This is a genomic window from Sinorhizobium sp. M4_45, from assembly GCF_002885915.1.
GTDB lineage: Bacteria > Pseudomonadota > Alphaproteobacteria > Rhizobiales > Rhizobiaceae > Sinorhizobium > Sinorhizobium meliloti_A.
The window spans coordinates 152671-168440 of sequence record NZ_NWVE01000002.1; the positions used below are offsets into that span (position 1 = coordinate 152671).

At 62.6% G+C, this 15770-nt stretch carries 16 protein-coding genes; 13 read left to right on the forward strand and 3 right to left on the reverse strand.

The features are described 5' to 3' along the window. Window positions 1–221 precede the first annotated feature (221 nt). The 13 genes from CN933_RS06360 to visR all read left to right on the forward strand — a co-directional run bounded on the left by CN933_RS06360 (window position 222) and on the right by visR (window position 12881). Window positions 222–1823, forward strand: a complete 1602-nt coding sequence (locus CN933_RS06360) for a globin-coupled sensor protein (protein WP_018094201.1) — start codon at window positions 222–224, stop codon at window positions 1821–1823. Window positions 1824–1847: 24 nt separating this feature from the next. Further along, the gene (locus CN933_RS06365; RefSeq protein WP_018094202.1) at window positions 1848–2141 is read left to right on the forward strand and encodes an STAS domain-containing protein; all 294 of its coding nucleotides are present in this window, start codon (window positions 1848–1850) and stop codon (window positions 2139–2141) included. A 3-nt stretch (window positions 2142–2144) separates the two neighbouring features. Next, window positions 2145–2510 (forward strand): response regulator, encoded by a 366-nt coding sequence (locus CN933_RS06370; RefSeq protein WP_018094203.1) that lies wholly within the window; start codon window positions 2145–2147, stop codon window positions 2508–2510. Window positions 2511–2530: 20 nt separating this feature from the next. Continuing rightward, the gene (locus CN933_RS06375; RefSeq protein ID WP_018094204.1) at window positions 2531–4807 is read left to right on the forward strand and encodes a chemotaxis protein CheA; all 2277 of its coding nucleotides are present in this window, start codon (window positions 2531–2533) and stop codon (window positions 4805–4807) included. Between the two features lie 5 nt (window positions 4808–4812). Then, complete coding sequence (locus CN933_RS06380) at window positions 4813–5280, forward strand: chemotaxis protein CheW (protein ID WP_018094205.1); 468 nt, start codon at window positions 4813–4815, stop codon at window positions 5278–5280. Beyond that, complete coding sequence (gene cheR, locus CN933_RS06385) at window positions 5277–6185, forward strand: protein-glutamate O-methyltransferase CheR (protein WP_018094206.1); 909 nt, start codon at window positions 5277–5279, stop codon at window positions 6183–6185. The genes CN933_RS06380 and cheR overlap by 4 nt, the downstream gene beginning before the upstream one ends. Next, the gene (locus tag CN933_RS06390) at window positions 6182–7231 is read left to right on the forward strand and encodes a protein-glutamate methylesterase/protein-glutamine glutaminase (protein WP_018094207.1); all 1050 of its coding nucleotides are present in this window, start codon (window positions 6182–6184) and stop codon (window positions 7229–7231) included. The genes cheR and CN933_RS06390 overlap by 4 nt, the downstream gene beginning before the upstream one ends. Continuing rightward, complete coding sequence (locus CN933_RS06395) at window positions 7231–7620, forward strand: response regulator (RefSeq protein WP_003529938.1); 390 nt, start codon at window positions 7231–7233, stop codon at window positions 7618–7620. The genes CN933_RS06390 and CN933_RS06395 overlap by 1 nt, the downstream gene beginning before the upstream one ends. Next, a complete protein-coding gene (cheD, locus tag CN933_RS06400; RefSeq protein ID WP_018094208.1) occupies window positions 7617–8168 on the forward strand; it encodes a chemoreceptor glutamine deamidase CheD in 552 nt (183 codons plus the stop codon). Before CN933_RS06395 ends, cheD begins: the two co-directional genes overlap by 4 nt. A gap of 30 nt (window positions 8169–8198) precedes the next feature. Then, window positions 8199–8573 carry a chemotaxis protein CheT gene (gene cheT / locus CN933_RS06405; RefSeq protein WP_018094209.1) on the forward strand — a complete coding sequence of 125 codons (375 nt, stop codon included), beginning with the start codon at window positions 8199–8201 and terminating at the stop codon, window positions 8571–8573. A gap of 319 nt (window positions 8574–8892) precedes the next feature. After that, window positions 8893–10566: a flagellar basal-body MS-ring/collar protein FliF gene (fliF, locus tag CN933_RS06410; RefSeq protein WP_018094210.1), complete on the forward strand. Its 1674-nt coding sequence runs from the start codon at window positions 8893–8895 to the stop codon at window positions 10564–10566. Between the two features lie 825 nt (window positions 10567–11391). Next, entirely contained in the window at window positions 11392–12129 is a 738-nt protein-coding gene (gene visN / locus CN933_RS06415) for a transcriptional regulator VisN (protein WP_102761363.1), read from the forward strand. 11 nt (window positions 12130–12140) lie between these two features. Beyond that, complete coding sequence (gene visR, locus CN933_RS06420; protein ID WP_018094213.1) at window positions 12141–12881, forward strand: transcriptional regulator VisR; 741 nt, start codon at window positions 12141–12143, stop codon at window positions 12879–12881. Window positions 12882–12936: 55 nt separating this feature from the next. On the opposite strand, the gene CN933_RS06425 is transcribed toward visR, so the two are convergent. From CN933_RS06425 to fliG, 3 genes are all read right to left on the reverse strand, one after another. After that, complete coding sequence (locus CN933_RS06425; RefSeq protein ID WP_033047238.1) at window positions 12937–13377, reverse strand: BspJ family T4SS effector nucleomodulin; 441 nt, start codon at window positions 13375–13377, stop codon at window positions 12937–12939. A gap of 2 nt (window positions 13378–13379) precedes the next feature. Beyond that, window positions 13380–14462, reverse strand: a complete 1083-nt coding sequence (gene flhB, locus CN933_RS06430) for a flagellar biosynthesis protein FlhB (protein WP_018094215.1) — start codon at window positions 14460–14462, stop codon at window positions 13380–13382. Between the two features lie 210 nt (window positions 14463–14672). Then, a complete protein-coding gene (gene fliG / locus CN933_RS06435) occupies window positions 14673–15710 on the reverse strand; it encodes a flagellar motor switch protein FliG (RefSeq protein WP_018094216.1) in 1038 nt (345 codons plus the stop codon). Window positions 15711–15770 lie beyond the last annotated feature (60 nt).

The following is a 15770-nucleotide window of genomic DNA, read 5'->3' on the forward strand; positions in this document are numbered from 1 at the left end:
CAACACGTCGGAATAGGAAGTCTCTACTTCTCCTCAAGGCATGATGCCGCACCGCCGTACCGGTTTCGGTCCGGTATCCACTTTCATTGAAATCACTGTGGGACGGACGATGGCGGGCGCTTCCGGGCGCGCTGCTCTATCGGGTGGGCGTGATCGGCCGCCGGCGGCGACCCTCCCCAGCAGATTTCGAATGCGGGACGCATCAGCAGCCGGGGACCAGGGTGAAACAGGAAGCGTCAGAACAGGCGAGAAAGGGCCAGGCGGGCAGCCTGCTGGAACGCCTGCGCTTTGCCGGTCTCGACGAGGATGCCTCCGCGCTGCTGCGCGATCGCCGCCAGGCTCTTTCGCCACGCATCGAGCTTGCGCTCCGTGATTTTTCGCACCGTCTGCAGAGCAATCCCAATGCGGCGCGCCGCTTCGACAGCGATCGCCAGATCGATCGGCTTCACGACCTGCAGTCGTCACACTGGAACGTGCTCACGGATGCGCGTTTCGACGGGCTTTATGCGGAGCGCGTAAAGGTCCTCGCCGATACCGAAAGCCGCATGGGTCTCGACCCGCGCTGGCAGATCGCAAGTCATGCGATCGTGCTCGAGCACCTTATTCTCGGTGCGATCGAGGATGCCTGGCCGAAATCGATCCTCTCCCTCGGCAAGGCACGCAGGCAAGAACTCCGCGATCTCGTCGCCGCTCTCGTGCGCACTGCCTTCGTCGATACGGAGATTGCAGTCTCGCTGCGTTTCAACGCGCTGCGCCAGCAGCACCAGCGGCAGCTTTCGGAGCAGCGTCGGGACGACGAAAGCGAGTTGAAGACACTCTTCTCGGATTTTCTTCGGGCTCTCGGGGAGGGCGACCTGACTGCGCGTCTTCCGGAAGATGCGCCGGATACCTACCAGCCGATCGTGGCAGGCCTCAACACGGCATTGGACCAGATCAGGGATGCGCTGCTTGCGGCCGATAAACGCGCCACGGCGGCCGAGGCCATCGTCTCGGAGCTGCGCGGCAGTGCCGCCGAATTCTCGGGCAATGCCGGCGCAGAAGCGAAAGCCATCGACCAGCATCTCGTGAGCCTCGGCACCGTAACCGAGCGGATTCGCACCGGATCGATCCGGATCGCCGAGACCGAGGCCAAGGCAGGCGAGACGCGGATCGCCGTGGAACGCAGCGGCGAGATCGCCGGTCAGGCGATCTCTGCCATGGCGGACATCGAGGCTTCCGCCGAGAAGATCGGTCAGATCATCGGCGTGATCGACGAGATCGCCTTCCAGACCAATCTCCTGGCCCTCAACGCAGGTATCGAGGCCGCACGGGCGGGCGAAAGCGGCCGCGGTTTCGCGGTCGTCGCACAGGAGGTGCGTGCGCTCGCGCAACGCTCCGGCGAAGCGGCGCGCGAGATCAAGCAACTCGTGACCGGAACCAAGGGCCAGGTCGTGGCCGGCGTCGAGATCGTCGGCCGGACACAGCACGCGATCAGCAGCATCGCCGAACAGGTAATCTCCATAAACGAGGCCGTCACCGGCATTGCCCGCGAGGCGGAATGTCAGGTGAGCGATCTTGCCTCCGCAACCTCGGAGATCGGCGGGATCGCGCGGGCGATGAACCGAAGCGCCGCACTCGGGGGCGCGGCACTCGCGTCGGCCGACGATCTTCACGGTGTCATCGTGGAGCTGGGCGAGACCGTCCGTCGCTTTCATCTCGACCGTCAGGCGAGATCGGCCGCGAGCTTCGCCCCGCGGATGAGGATAGAAGCGCCGGGAGACGAGACCACGAGCCCGTTCGTCGAAGTCACTTCCGAACGTCATCTGGCCGGATGGCGGCGTTAGCAGGGCATGTCAAGCGAGGGAAAAATGGCCAGCAGAAACTCCGCACGAAACACGCTGAAGCTCGCTCCGGTATTGGACCTGAACGAGGCAACGGTGCTGCATGAAAGGCTCCTGGCACTGAAAGGCGGCGCCGTGGCGATCGACGCGTCCGCCGTCGAGCGCGTCGGGGCGCTTTGTGTCCAGGTGCTCATGGCCGCCGCGAGAAGCTGGGAAGCGGATCGCCTGTCTTTCACCTTTGCCGAGGTGTCCGACGCTTTCATCAAGACGACACAGCTCATCGGGGCGGACATCGGTCCCCTGATGGCAAAGGAGATTTGAGCAATGAAGAAGAGAGTCCTGACTGTCGACGATTCCCGGACGATCCGGAACATGCTTCTCGTCACCCTCAACAATGCCGGATTCGAAACGATCCAGGCGGAGGATGGCGTCGAGGGCCTCGAGAAGCTCGACACGGCCAACCCCGACGTCATCGTAACGGACATCAACATGCCGCGCCTCGACGGCTTCGGCTTCATCGAGGGTGTGCGCAAGAACGATCGCTACCGTGCGGTGCCGATCCTCGTGCTGACCACCGAGAGCGATGCGGACAAGAAGAACCGTGCGCGGCAGGCGGGCGCCACCGGCTGGATCGTCAAACCGTTCGACCCGACCAAGCTGATCGATGCCATCGAGCGCGTAACGGCCTGAATTCCGGGGACAGCCATCCAATGGACATGAACGAAATCAAAGAGATTTTCTTCCAGGAATGCGAGGAGCAACTCGCGGAACTGGAATCGGGTCTCCTCAAGCTCAATGACGGCGATCGCGATCCGGAAACGGTGAATGCCGTTTTCCGTGCGGTCCATTCCATCAAGGGCGGCGCCGGCGCCTTCGGGCTCGACGATCTCGTCTCCTTCGCGCATGTGTTCGAGACGACGCTCGATTGCGTTCGATCCAACAGGCTGGAACCCAATCAGGACGTATTGAAAGTCATGCTGAGATCGGCGGACGTGCTTGCCGATCTCACCAACGCCGCCCGTGACGGCGGCGGCGTCGACGAGGCGCGCAGCCGGCAACTGATCAAGGAACTCGAAGCGCTCGCCAACGGCGAATTGCCGCAAGCCGCCGCCGAATCCGCGCCGAAGGCGGCGCCGGCCGCCATTGCCCCGGCTGCTCCGGCCGTCAACGAGGAAGGCTTCCAGCCGGTTGCCTTCTCCTTCGACGATTTCGAGACAGGCGACGAGCCGACGATCGAACCGTCCACCTATGAGATCGTCTTCAAGCCCAAGTCGGATCTTTATTCCAAGGGCAACGACGCCACGCTGCTCCTGCGCGATCTCTCGCGCCTCGGCGAAATGAGCATCCATTGCGACATGGACACTCTGCCGCCGCTGGACCGGATGAATCCGGAGGAGGCCTATTTCTCCTGGAAGGTTTCGCTGAAGACCGACCAGGGCGAAGAGGCGATCCGCTCCGTGTTCGAATTCGCAGAGTGGGATTGCGACCTCGACGTCGCGCTCGCCGGCGGTACGGTCGGGATGGACGAGGACCTGCCGATGCAGCCCGTCCCCTTCGACCTTTCGATCCTCGAGGAGGAAGCCCAGGCGCCTGCCGGGCAAGAGGACCGGGCCGCCACCAGCGAGGGCGACCCCCGGAATGCGGCCGTCGCGGCGGCGCAGACGGCGAGCAACGTCCTGCAAATGGCGCAGTCCACGGCGCGCGTCTCCCCGGAGAATGCCCGCACTTCCCAATCGGCATCGGCGGCACAGGCTGCCGCCCAGCAGGCCGCTTCCGCCGCAACCCCGACCATTCGCGTCGATCTCGATCGGGTCGACCGCCTGATCAATCTCGTCGGCGAACTCGTCATCAACCAGGCGATGCTGTCGCAGAGCGTGATCGAAAACGACACCAACGGCACGTCGTCGATCAATATGGGCCTGGAGGAACTGCAGCAGCTTACGCGCGAAATCCAGGATAGCGTCATGGCGATCCGCGCGCAGCCGGTCAAGCCGGTCTTCCAGCGCATGTCCCGCATCGTTCGCGAAATCGCCGACATGACCGGCAAGTCCGTCCGTCTCATCACCGAGGGTGAAAATACGGAAGTCGACAAGACGGTCATCGACAAGCTCGCCGAGCCGCTCACGCACATGATCCGCAACGCGGTCGATCACGGTCTCGAGACGCCGGAAAAACGGGTTGCCGCGGGCAAGAACCCAGAAGGAACGGTGCGGCTCACGGCCAAGCACCGTTCCGGCCGCATCGTCATCGAGCTTGCAGACGACGGCGCCGGCATCAATCGCGAGAAGGTGCGCCAGAAGGCGATCGACAACGATCTCATTGCCGCGGACGCAAACCTTTCGGACGAGGAGGTCGACAACCTGATCTTCCACGCGGGTTTCTCCACGGCCGACAAGATCTCCGACATTTCCGGCCGCGGTGTCGGCATGGATGTCGTCAAGCGCTCCATCCAGGCACTCGGTGGCCGCATCAACATCTCTTCGAAGCCGGGCCAGGGCTCGATCTTCACCATGAGCCTGCCGCTGACGCTCGCCGTCCTCGATGGCATGGTGGTGACTGTCGCCAACCAGACGCTCGTCGTGCCGCTGACGGCAATCGTCGAGACGCTGCAGCCGGAGGCCTCCGCGATCCACAGCTTCGGTTCCAGCCAGCGGCTGATCTCGATCCGCGACTCCTTCTGCCCGCTGGTGGATGTGGGCCGCATCCTGAACTTTCGCGGGGCCCAGGCCAACCCGGTCGAAGGTGTGGCGCTTCTCGTCGAATCCGAAGGCGGCGGCCAGCGCGCCCTGATGGTCGATGCCATCCAGGGCCAGCGCCAGGTGGTGATCAAGAGCCTCGAAGCCAACTACACGCATGTGCCCGGCATCGCCGCGGCGACCATTCTCGGCGACGGGCGCGTGGCACTCATCCTCGATGTCGACGCCATCGTTGCTGCGTCGCGCGGGCAATCCCTGAAACCCGAAATGTCGCTTGCTGCCGCCGGATAATCCCCATGACCAATGCCGCAAAACATCTGACCAGTGGGGGACGGGAGCTGATCGCCTTCCGCGTCGGCGACCAGGAATTCTGCGTCAACATCATGTCGGTGCGCGAAATTCGCGGATGGACGCCGGCGACCCCCATGCCGCATGCGCCCCCCTGCGTGCTCGGCGTCATCAATCTGCGCGGCGCCGTGCTGCCGATCGTCGATTTCTCCGCCCGGCTAGGCATGAAGGCGGCCGAGCCGACGGTTCGGCACGTGATCATCGTCGCGCAGGTCAAGAGCAGGGTGGTCGGCCTGCTGGTCGACGCCGTTTCCGACATTCTCACCGTCTCCGACCGCGATATTCAGCCGACACCGGACATCGCGTCCGATTTCGAGCGGAGTTTCGCACGCGGCGTGTTGGCGATAGAGGGGCGCATGATCTGCCTCGTAGAGCTCGACTCGGTCTTCCCGAGCGAGGAAAGGGAGGCGGCATGAGCGTGCGGGCCAACATCGATCAGAGTCCGTATCCGGACGAATGTCTCGCGAGCGGAGAATATCCGCTGACCCGCCGCGATCTTACCGAGATCGCCGCCATGATCTACGCGGATGCCGGCATCTATCTCAACGAATCGAAGGCATCGCTCGTCTATTCGCGGCTTTCGAAGCATATTCGCAATCTCGGACTGAAGGGGTTCCGCGAGTACTGCCAGCTCGTCGCTTCGCCTGCCGGCGCGGCGGCACGCCGCGACATGCTTTCGCATCTCACGACGAATTTCACCCGCTTTTTCCGCGAAAACCATCATTTCGAGCACCTGAAAACAGACGTTTTGCCGGGTCTCATCGCCCGCGCGAAGAACGGCGGCCGCGTTCGCATCTGGTCTGCGGCGTGTTCGGATGGCCAGGAGCCCTATTCGATGGCGCTGACGGTGTTGTCGCTGCTGCCCAATGCCGCGGACTACGACTTTCGCATCCTCGCGACCGATATCGATCCGAAGATCCTGGCGCTGGCGCGGGCCGGCGCCTACGACGCGACGGCGATCGAGACGGTGAACCCTGCCATGCGCAAGCAATGGTTCAGCGAGGTTGAAATCGGCGGTCGCCGCAAATGGCAGGTCGACGATCGCGTCAAGCGGCTGATCACCTTCAACGAACTCAACCTGATGGCGCAGTGGCCAATCAAGGGGCCGTTCGACGTGATCTTCTGCCGCAATGTCGTGATCTATTTCGACGAGCCGACGCAGATGAAGATCTGGTCGCGCTTCGCCGGCGTGCTGGACAATGGCGGGCACCTTTATATCGGCCACTCGGAACGCGTGTCGGGGGATGCAAAGGCGCTCTTCGACAATATCGGCATCACGACCTATCGCCACACCGGCAAGTTCCACGGAGGTCGGGCATGAGCACTCCCGCACGTGTTCTCGTCGTCGACGACTCGGCCACCATGCGCGGCCTCATCTCCGCCGTGCTCAATGCCGATCCGGACATTACGGTCGTCGGTCAGGCTGCCGACGCGCTCGAGGCGCGCCAGGCGATCAAGCAGCTCGACCCCGATGTCGTGACCCTCGACATCGAGATGCCGAATATGAACGGCCTCGAATTCCTCGACAAGATCATGCGGCTGAGGCCCATGCCGGTGATCATGGTCTCGACGCTGACGCATAGGGGCGCGGAAGCGACGATCGCCGCGCTCGAGATCGGCGCCTTCGACTGCGTCGGCAAGCCGCAGCAAGGGGATCCGCATCCGTTCCGCGATCTCGCCGACAAGGTCAAGGCGGCCGCGCGTTCGCAGCGCAAGTCCATGATCACCAGCAACAGGGCGGCTGCGCCGGCGGTGGCAGCCGTTTCCGACTACAGGGCAGGGCGCAAGATCGTCGCGATGGGAGCTTCGACCGGCGGGGTCGAGGCTCTGATCACGGTCCTGCAGAAGTTCCCGGCGAATTGCCCGCCGACGGTGATCACGCAACACATGCCGCACACCTTCACGAAGAGCTTTGCCGAACGGCTGAACCGGCTTTGCGCCCCGACGGTCCAGGAGGCGACGGATGGCGCGCGGCTCGAGGTCGGAAAGGTCTACCTGGCGCCCGGCGGCGAACGGCATCTTGAGGTGCATAATGCCGCCGCGCCCTGCTGCCGACTGGTGGATCAGCCGGCGGTCAACGGACATCGACCCTCGGTCGACGTGCTGTTCGGTTCCGTCGCCGAACTGGCGGGCCGCAACGCCATCGGGGTGATTCTTACCGGAATGGGCCGCGATGGCGCCGCCGGTCTTCTGAAATTGCGGCATGCCGGGGCACGCACCTTCGGTCAGAACGAAAAGACCTGTGTCGTCTACGGCATGCCGCGCGTCGCCTATGAATTGGGCGCGGTCGAAACGCAGCTCCCTCTCGGATCAATCGGGGAGGAGATTTTGAAGACGGCGGCAGCCCGAAAAGAAGGAATCGAATAATGTCTCTCGCCGAAAAGATAAAAGTTCTGATCGTCGACGATCAGGTCACGAGTCGTCTGCTCTTGGGCGACGCACTGCAGCAGCTCGGCTTCAAGCAGATCACCGCAGCCGGTGACGGGGAACAGGGCATGAAGATCATGGCTCAGAATCCCCATCATCTGGTCATCTCCGATTTCAACATGCCGAAAATGGATGGGCTCGGCCTGCTCCAGGCGGTGCGTGCGAACCCGGCCACGAAGAAGGCGGCCTTCATCATCCTCACGGCACAGGGCGACCGCGCGCTGGTGCAGAAGGCGGCTGCGCTCGGCGCCAACAACGTGCTGGCCAAGCCGTTCACGATCGAAAAGATGAAAGCCGCGATCGAGGCCGTGTTCGGGGCGCTGAAATGAACACCGAGGCTGCCGGCAGGCGCGTTCATGTCATTCAGGGCGAGTTCAAGGTCGTCAACGATCCGGATATCGTGCTTTCGACCATTCTCGGCTCCTGCGTGGCCGCCTGCATGCGCGATCCGGTGGCCGGCGTCGGCGGCATGAATCACTTCCTGCTGCCGGGATCGGCGACCTCGCCGAGTTCCGGCGCGGACGCCACGCGCTACGGCGTGCACCTGATGGAGCTTCTCATCAACGGCCTCCTGAAGCAGGGCGCGCGCCGCGACCGGCTGGAGGCGAAGATCTTCGGCGGAGCCAGGACGATTGCGCGTTTCTCGAATGTCGGCGAGCAGAATGCCGCCTTCGCGCGCCAGTTCCTCATGGACGAGGGTATCCGCATCGTCGGCGAAAGCACCGGCGGCGACCACGGGCGTAAGCTCGAATACTGGCCGTCGTCAGGGCGCGCGCGGCAATATGCGCTGACCGGCGTGGAGGCACAGCGGGCGCTTCAGATGGACCAGCGGCCCGCCGTGCCGAAGCCGGCCGAAAGCTCCATCGAATTCTTCTGATCATACCGGCCGAGGCCACGTGAGGAAACAATGCAGAAAGACCACAACCAGCCTCACGCGGAAGAATCTCTGCCGGACGTGCTGATGCGCGTCGTCACGGAACTCCACGATGTCGCTTATCTGATCGAGCGCATAGAGCCTCAACTCATGAGCGATGCCGGCGCCGGCGCGGACAGGATCATGGTGCTGCAGGGCATCGACCTTGCGGTGCAGAAGACGCGCGGGCTCGCCGAGTTCATCGATACCATCACCGCCTCCATTCCCGACACCTGCCTGGTCGACGTCACCACCGCAGTCAGCCTCGTCAAGCTGGCCGACATGAAGAAGGCGCTCGGCAGCGGCATTCTCCGGCATGGGCATTCGCAGCCGCTGACCAAGGCGGCCGGCGACTTCGAGGCCTTCTGAGGGGCGTCGTCGCAGAGGAGTGCCCCTTCCTTCGGGTCGCACCCGGTTTAACCCGAGGGCTAACCCTCTCCCAACTGGCGGACGAGGGCCGCCGCGCGATCGGGACGGTGCGCTGCGCGACAGTTCGCCGATACCTGACCTTTCGCCAAGTTCGCGCAAGTTTCGTGTCCTAGCTTCGCTTCCGGGGCTGGTAGATTCGCGGCTAATGCAGAACGGCTGAGCGCAAGCCGTTTTCCAGCAAACCCGAATGTTGGATCTGCGCAGGGTACCGACCGGATAATCGGAGCGGGTGCCTTGCGATACTGGGTGCGGAAACAGAATGAATCTGTTCGATCAATTCTCGATGTTCACGAAAAATCTGAGCGATCTCGGACAAGGAAAGCTCATCGCGCTTGCCGTGGCCGGCGTCGTGGCGATCGGCTTCATCCTCGGTGCCGGTATCTATGTGAACCGGCCGTCCTTCGAGACGCTCTATGTCGGTCTCGAACGCAGCGACGTCACCCAGATCAGCATTGCGCTTGCAGAGGCCAACGTCGACTTCGAAGTCGGCACCGACGGCGGCAGCATCCAGGTGCCCGTGGGCATGACCGGCAAGGCCCGTCTGCTGCTTGCCGAGCGCGGCCTGCCGAGCAGCGCCAATGCCGGTTACGAGCTCTTCGACAATGTCGGTTCGCTCGGGCTCACGTCCTTCATGCAGGAAGTGACCCGCGTTCGGGCGCTCGAGGGCGAAATCGCCCGCACGATCCAGCAGATCTCCGGCATCGCCGCCGCACGCGTCCACATCGTCATGCCGGAGCGCGGCAGCTTCCGCAAGGCCGAGCAGACGCCGACGGCCTCGGTCATGATACGGGCAAGCGCCACGGTCGGCCGCGGCGCCGCGTCCTCCATCCGGCATCTGGTCGCGTCGTCCGTGCCGGGCCTCGATGTCGACGACGTCACCGTTCTCGATTCGACCGGCCAACTGCTCGCATCCGGCGACGACCCGTCGAACAGCGCGCTCAATCAGTCACTCGGCGTCGTCCAGAACGTTCAGTCCGATCTCGAAAAGAAGATCGACAATGCGCTGGCGCCATTCCTCGGGATGGACAATTTCCGCACCAGTGTCACCGCCAGGCTCAACACCGATGCGCAGCAGATTCAGGAGACGGTCTTCGATCCGGAATCGCGCGTCGAGCGCTCGACGCGCGTGATCAAGGAAGAGCAGAAGTCCAGCCAGCAGCAGCCGGACAATGCCGCGACGGTCCAGCAGAACGTCCCCCAGGCCGCCCCGCGCGGCGGAGCCGGTCAGCAGTCGAGCGACGAGGCGGCGAAGAAGGAAGAGCAGACGAATTACGAGATCAACAGCAAGACGATCGCCACCGTCAAGAACAGCTATTCGATCGAGCGGCTGTCGATCGCGGTCGTCGTCAATCGCGGGCGCCTCGCGGCCATGGCTGGCGAACCCGCGGATCAGGCGAAGATCGATGCCTATCTGCAGGAGATGCAGAAGATCGTTTCCTCTGCCGCCGGGATAGATCCGGGCCGCGGCGACGTCGTGACGTTGAACGCCATGGATTTCGTGGAGACACAGCTCCTCGACCAGGCGGTGCCGGGTCCGGGGATCATGGAAATGCTGACGCGCAACCTCGGCGGCATCATCAACGCGCTCGCCTTCGTCGCAGTCGCTTTCCTGGTCGTGTGGTTCGGGATGCGGCCGCTTGCGCGCCAGCTGGGCTTCGGCGGCCAGGCGGGCAAGCTTGAAGGCGAAGCCGCCGGGCTCGAACTGCCGGACTTCTCGCCGGCCGGCGCCGGCGCAGGGGGGGCCCTCATGGAGGGGTTCGGCTCCGATTTCGGCTTCGACGGCGGCGACGATCTGCTCAATCTCGGCGACGAGGCGGGCTTCAACCGCCGCGTCAAGGAAGGGCCGGAGCGGCGTCTCGCCCGGATGGTCGAGATCAGCGAAGAGCGGGCGGCGAAGATCCTGCGAAAATGGGCGGTCGATCGGGCGGCGTGAAAAATGCCGGCGGAAACCTGAACTGGAACAAAGTCCCGCCCAACAGGCGGGACTTTGCCTATTGCGCGCGCCTCAATCCGGCCCGCGCCGGCGCAAGGGCCTTCCGAGAGTATTGGCGAGTCTAGCTCCGGCTGGCGACGACACGGGGGAGTCCGGCCAAAGAATCCGCCCCTCGTCATGGACTCCGTCAGATGGCCGTCGGCAAATTTAAACCAATTTTTAATTAATTTAGATTCGCACGCCGCTCTCCGTGCTGCGGCTCGCACAAACAGTTACTCCGCGTTGTTTGCGGGCTCCGGAGGAGTATTGAAATATATATTCGAAAAGGCGGAATATAATTTCAAGCACAGACTTTCCGCATTCCCGGCGTTGCTGTCAATGAGCCCGCCAGGATTTGATGCATTTCGGCAACATTCCCCGGCTTAAAGTAAGTCTTGGATGAACAGTTGAGGCGTCCCGAAAGCAACCGATCTGCAACGAAAGGGCGAGCTCCCGTCCTATGTCACGGATTTTCAACCGCGCAGCCACAAACAACGATCGCAGGATGACGTTTATTATCAACATCTTGATTAGAGAAGCGGTCGGAGTGGAAGCGTGACCGGCCGCCCACCGGCTCACGCATACGTGAATGGCTCAAGGCAAGGTTGGCAAGTAATCGCGCAACAGGACGCCCTGTCTTTTTGGGGGCAGCGATGTACAGTTTAGCAATTGATTCGCGTCCTGATGCTCGCTTGGTGGCAAGAATACCGGCGAAGCCGGCTGTCGGGGACGACAGGGCAAGCGTGACATTCCAGGGCGTCGAATCCGGCACGGGGGCTGAGTGTTATGGAAATGTCGCGGTCGGACGCAGTCTGGTCTTCGGAGACCGCTGCTCCGCGGGTTTGTGGACGCAAAATATCAAGGGAGCAACTGATCCGAAGGCTTGGGGAAGTGGCCTCGGGCACGGGACTCGGCAACGGATTGGCGGCGCTGACGGAATATGTCGGCGCAACCCATTACCTTCTCGCCCGGCAGGATGTTTCGCAGGACGGCGGGCTTGATTTTGTCGTCTGTTCCGACTGGCCGTTCGACATCGTTCGGCGTCTTTCGGGCATTGTCGCCGGGCTCCATGCGAAGAGCACCGAACTGGAAAAGTGCCTCGCCCAACTGCAGCCGGCCTTCCATACGATGCCCGACGATATCGGTTTGCCGCGCGGGGTAAGCCGGAGCTATTGCGCCGTGACCTTCAGCGTAGGGCGCACGCGGTTCTCCTTGATGCTGCTCTTCCCGGAGGACGTGATCCTCTCCCAGGAGGCGCTGCGCGACATCGCGGTGCTTGCCGGCTATGTCGCCAGTCACAAGATCAAGGCCGATGTGCGCCACGACCGGGAATGCGAACTGACCGAGCGCGAGCTCGAATGTCTGTTCTGGATTGCCGAAGGCAAGACGAGCGATGAGATCGCCGTCATACTCGGGATCTCCCGCAACACGATCAACAACTACATCACCAGTGTAATGCGCAAGACGGCGACGCGAACGCGGTCGGAAGCGATCGCCCACGCCGTGCGCAACAATCTGGTTTAGGAGCGGTGACGATGGCTTATCTCGTGACGCAGGATCGCGACGACGCCGGCCGGTCGGGTCGCAACGTCCGCGCGGCGCGGGCGGCGACGCTGGTGACGCGCTTGCAGGCCATGCAACGGCAGATCAACGCCAAGAATTTCGCCGTTCTGCGAACGAATGGCAGGGGCGTCCCCGGAACGCGTAAGCTCACCTGCGTCCTCCACAACTGGGGAGCTGCTTGCGAAGAAAACGCGCGTGATCTGATTATTCTCTACGGCGACGAGTTGCTCCAGCATCTCGATCTTTCCCTGCTGCCGGTGCTCTGGAACGGTCAGGGCGAGCATCAGACCGCCGAAGCCTCGGATTTCGGCCCGTTCACGCGCCGGCTGAGAGAGCGCAAGCTTTCCTATTCGGGCATCGCCTTTCCGATAAGGCTCGGCGCGCAGGGCAACGGCTACGTGATTTTCGCCGGCAGCTACCTCGATGTTTCGGGCGAACAGATCGTCGAGCTGCACGGCCGCAGCGCGCAGATCATGACAGACCTCCTGGCCGCCGACGAGAAGCGCCTGTTCAAGACCGAAGCTTTGAGCGATCGCGAGATCGCCTGCCTGCAAATGGCCGGCGACGGACATATCAGCGAGGAGATCGCCGACAAGATGGGCCTCTCGATACATACGGTGAATGCCTATCTCGGGGCCGCGACGACGAAGCTCGACTCCGTCAACCGGATCCAGGCGATAGCCAAGGCGATCCGCCTTGGCTATATCAGCTAGCCATCGCTAAGGCCTGTCGAGATCCGGAATTCCCGCGGCGGCCTGTTCGATTTCCTCAACTCGCCAGCGGCAGCGGATAGGTTTTGACGAACTTCGCCTCTGCCAGGCTCTTGGCGAGAAAGGCCGTGTTCTCGTCCGGATTGCCGGAGGACTGTTGAAAGTTGATGTGGCTGATCTCGATGCCGGCCGTATCGCCCGCGAGCACGAGTCGCGCATAGACCGTCACGCCGCGGGGCTTCAGTTCGAGGTCGAGGATAACCTCCGGGCGACTGTCCCAGTCGAGATTATAGTTGCCGCCGAGGCCGAAGTTCACAGTACCGGGCAGGAAATAGAGCTCTGCCGCCGATTCCACCAAATCGGCGATACTCGCATAGGACTCGAAGCGCAGGAGCGCGATGAAATCCGCAGCATCGATGAGGCGCAATTCGGTCGCAACCGGACGGATCGCCTCCGCAACTATCTGTTCTCGTTCTTCGGAGAATTGGCACTTTTTCAAGATCATGTCACCCGTCTTTGTTGCGGCTGAGCTGCATAAACCCGGTGAATCAGTTCGGCGACTGCCTTGTAAAACACCGGTGGAATGACACTATCCACCGAGACTTGTGCAAACATGGAGCGTGCAAGCGGCGGATCCTCGAAGACGGGAATGCCGTTCTTCTCCGCAATTTCGCGAATCTTCAGGGCCACCAGGTCCTTTCCCATGGCCACGACGACCGGCGCGTCACTCTCCTCGCGCACATAGCGCAGTGCTACGGCATAGTGGGTCGGATTGGCGATGATCAGGGTTGCGCGCGGAACCGAGGAGATCATCCTCTTGCGGGCGCGGTCGCGCTGCATCGATCTGAGCCGCGATTTGACGATCGGGTCGCCCTGCGATTGCTTCAGCTCGTCCTTGACCTCCTGCTTCGTCATCCTGAGCTCCGTGTACCAGTGATGGCGCGTCCAGAAGAGATCGACGATGGCGAGCGTCGCGGTGGCGAAGAGAACGACGATGATGATCTGCTTGAGGTCGGAGATCATCGTCGTGAAGATCGTCACCGGATCGGAGAACATCATGTCGAGCGTGGCGAAATAATCGTTCCAGAGCACGAGGACGACGACGATCGAAACGACGATGATCTTGAACAGCGACTTGCCGAACTCCACCAGCCCCTGAACGCCGTAGATCCGTTTGAAACCGGCCACGGGCGATACCCGGTTCCATTTCGGCTGGATGCGGTCGAGGACCGGCCGCGGCAGGTTCTGGAAGATCGACGACCCGACGCCGAAGAGGATGAGCAGGATGAAAACCGGCAGAACCAGCGCGGCGCATTTCAGAACGACATGCGAAATCAGGGCGACGGCGTCGGTTGCGGTGTCGAGGCGCCAGGCTTCCGGCTGCTCGAAAATGTCCTTCAGCGCCTCGGCCATGTTTGCCGCGCCGTCCGAAAGAAAAAAGACGACGAAAATGTAGATCGCCAGCGTCGAGGCGAAAGCGGTCACCTCACGCGAGAAAGGGACGTTGCCTTTCTCGGTCGCGTCGGAAATCTTCTTTTCCGACGGCGCTTCTGTTTTACTGTCCTTGTCCTGCTCTTCCGCCATGAAACAGCAAGCTCCTCAGCAGGCGACGATCCGAACGACGCTTCCGGTTACCCCTCGACCTGAATTCGCGAGGGAATCGTGGCAGCAGACGCAAGCGCTCGCTGTTGTGGTGAACCCGGACAGGCCCCTGCGCAAGTGCGGGTGTGCGGCAGCCCGCGCGGGTCAACAGAAATCGGAAACGAAACGCGATATATCGGCAGGCCGGAGGCGTCAGGCGGCCTCCGCTTCCTTTTCCTTGAGCTCGAGTTGCCCGCTTGCGGAGAGGCGAATCGCCTCCTGCGTGATCGAGCGCCTCGCGATCGCGATATCGCGGGGATTGATGCCGGCATCGCCGGCGGCGAGGTCCGATTCGATCATGCGCCGCTGGCGGGCGCCGATGGAGGCGAGAATGGACTCGCGCAACTCCGCAGCAGAACCTCTGAGCGCCATGGTGATGACGTCGGTGGAGACGTCGTTGAAGAGCTGCACGCGGCTGCGCTGCGGCATGAAAAGGATGTCGTCGAAGAGGAATATCTTCGGCCGGACCTTCTTGACCGAATCGGTGCTGATCGTTTCGAGCGAGGCGAGCAGCGTGTCCACCTGCGGCTTATCGAGCTCGTTCATCACTTCGGCGATCTTCGCCGGGCCGGGCGAGTTGCGCTCGGCCTCCATCTCTTCGATGATTTCGATCACCCGCGCCTCGATGATTGCCGCCGCCTTCGGGTTGACGTTCTTGATGTTGACGGCGCGGTTGAGAATCTCGGGCCGCTGCTTGTCGGACAGCTGCAGCAGCACCTTGGCGCCGAAGCTCGACGGCATCATCGACAGAACATAGGCGATCGTCTGCGGATGTTCCCGGGCGAGCAATTGCGCGATGATCGCAGGATCGCAATCCATCAGCCGGTCCCAGATGCTCGCCTCGTAGGACTGGAAGGTGGCGCGGCGGCCGAGGAGGCCGTCCACCTCGTCGGGCGTCAGGCCCTCTTCCAGAATGCTCTCAATGGCCTTGGCATTGTCCATGAGGCCTGCACCTTCGGTGAAGAGATCCTCGAACTCGTTGACGAGCGCTTCCAGTTCGTGCGGCGGCACGGCTCTGAGCGATTGTGCCGCGGCGATGATGGCCTGCAGCTCGCTCTGGGTGAAGAATTTCAGCAGATTCCCGGCAATCGACTTGCCCATTGCGAGCAGCACCGCCGCCGCCTTTTCCGTCTGGCTCAGCGGTTGTGCGAGCGCCTGAGCCTGTGCCTCGAAACTTCCGAAATCCGTCATGGATTCATCCCCGCCCGATCATCGGGCTCCTAGTGAGTTGAAACGGAATGCGGGCGGAAA

Bases quoted from the DNA above. Each gene is read 5' to 3' on its own strand.
- CN933_RS06365 (WP_018094202.1), top strand. From the start codon at position 1,848: ATGGCCAGCAGAAACTCCGCACGAAACACGCTGAAGCTCGCTCCGGTA.
- CN933_RS06370 (WP_018094203.1), top strand. From the start codon at position 2,145: ATGAAGAAGAGAGTCCTGACTGTCGACGATTCCCGGACGATCCGGAAC.
- CN933_RS06375 (WP_018094204.1), top strand. From the start codon at position 2,531: ATGGACATGAACGAAATCAAAGAGATTTTCTTCCAGGAATGCGAGGAG.
- CN933_RS06380 (WP_018094205.1), top strand. From the start codon at position 4,813: ATGACCAATGCCGCAAAACATCTGACCAGTGGGGGACGGGAGCTGATC.
- cheR (WP_018094206.1), top strand. From the start codon at position 5,277: ATGAGCGTGCGGGCCAACATCGATCAGAGTCCGTATCCGGACGAATGT.
- CN933_RS06390 (WP_018094207.1), top strand. From the start codon at position 6,182: ATGAGCACTCCCGCACGTGTTCTCGTCGTCGACGACTCGGCCACCATG.
- CN933_RS06395 (WP_003529938.1), top strand. From the start codon at position 7,231: ATGTCTCTCGCCGAAAAGATAAAAGTTCTGATCGTCGACGATCAGGTC.
- cheD (WP_018094208.1), top strand. From the start codon at position 7,617: ATGAACACCGAGGCTGCCGGCAGGCGCGTTCATGTCATTCAGGGCGAG.
- cheT (WP_018094209.1), top strand. From the start codon at position 8,199: ATGCAGAAAGACCACAACCAGCCTCACGCGGAAGAATCTCTGCCGGAC.
- fliF (WP_018094210.1), top strand. From the start codon at position 8,893: ATGAATCTGTTCGATCAATTCTCGATGTTCACGAAAAATCTGAGCGAT.
- visN (WP_102761363.1), top strand. From the start codon at position 11,392: ATGGAAATGTCGCGGTCGGACGCAGTCTGGTCTTCGGAGACCGCTGCT.
- visR (WP_018094213.1), top strand. From the start codon at position 12,141: ATGGCTTATCTCGTGACGCAGGATCGCGACGACGCCGGCCGGTCGGGT.
- flhB (WP_018094215.1), bottom strand. From the start codon at position 14,462: ATGGCGGAAGAGCAGGACAAGGACAGTAAAACAGAAGCGCCGTCGGAA.
- fliG (WP_018094216.1), bottom strand. From the start codon at position 15,710: ATGACGGATTTCGGAAGTTTCGAGGCACAGGCTCAGGCGCTCGCACAA.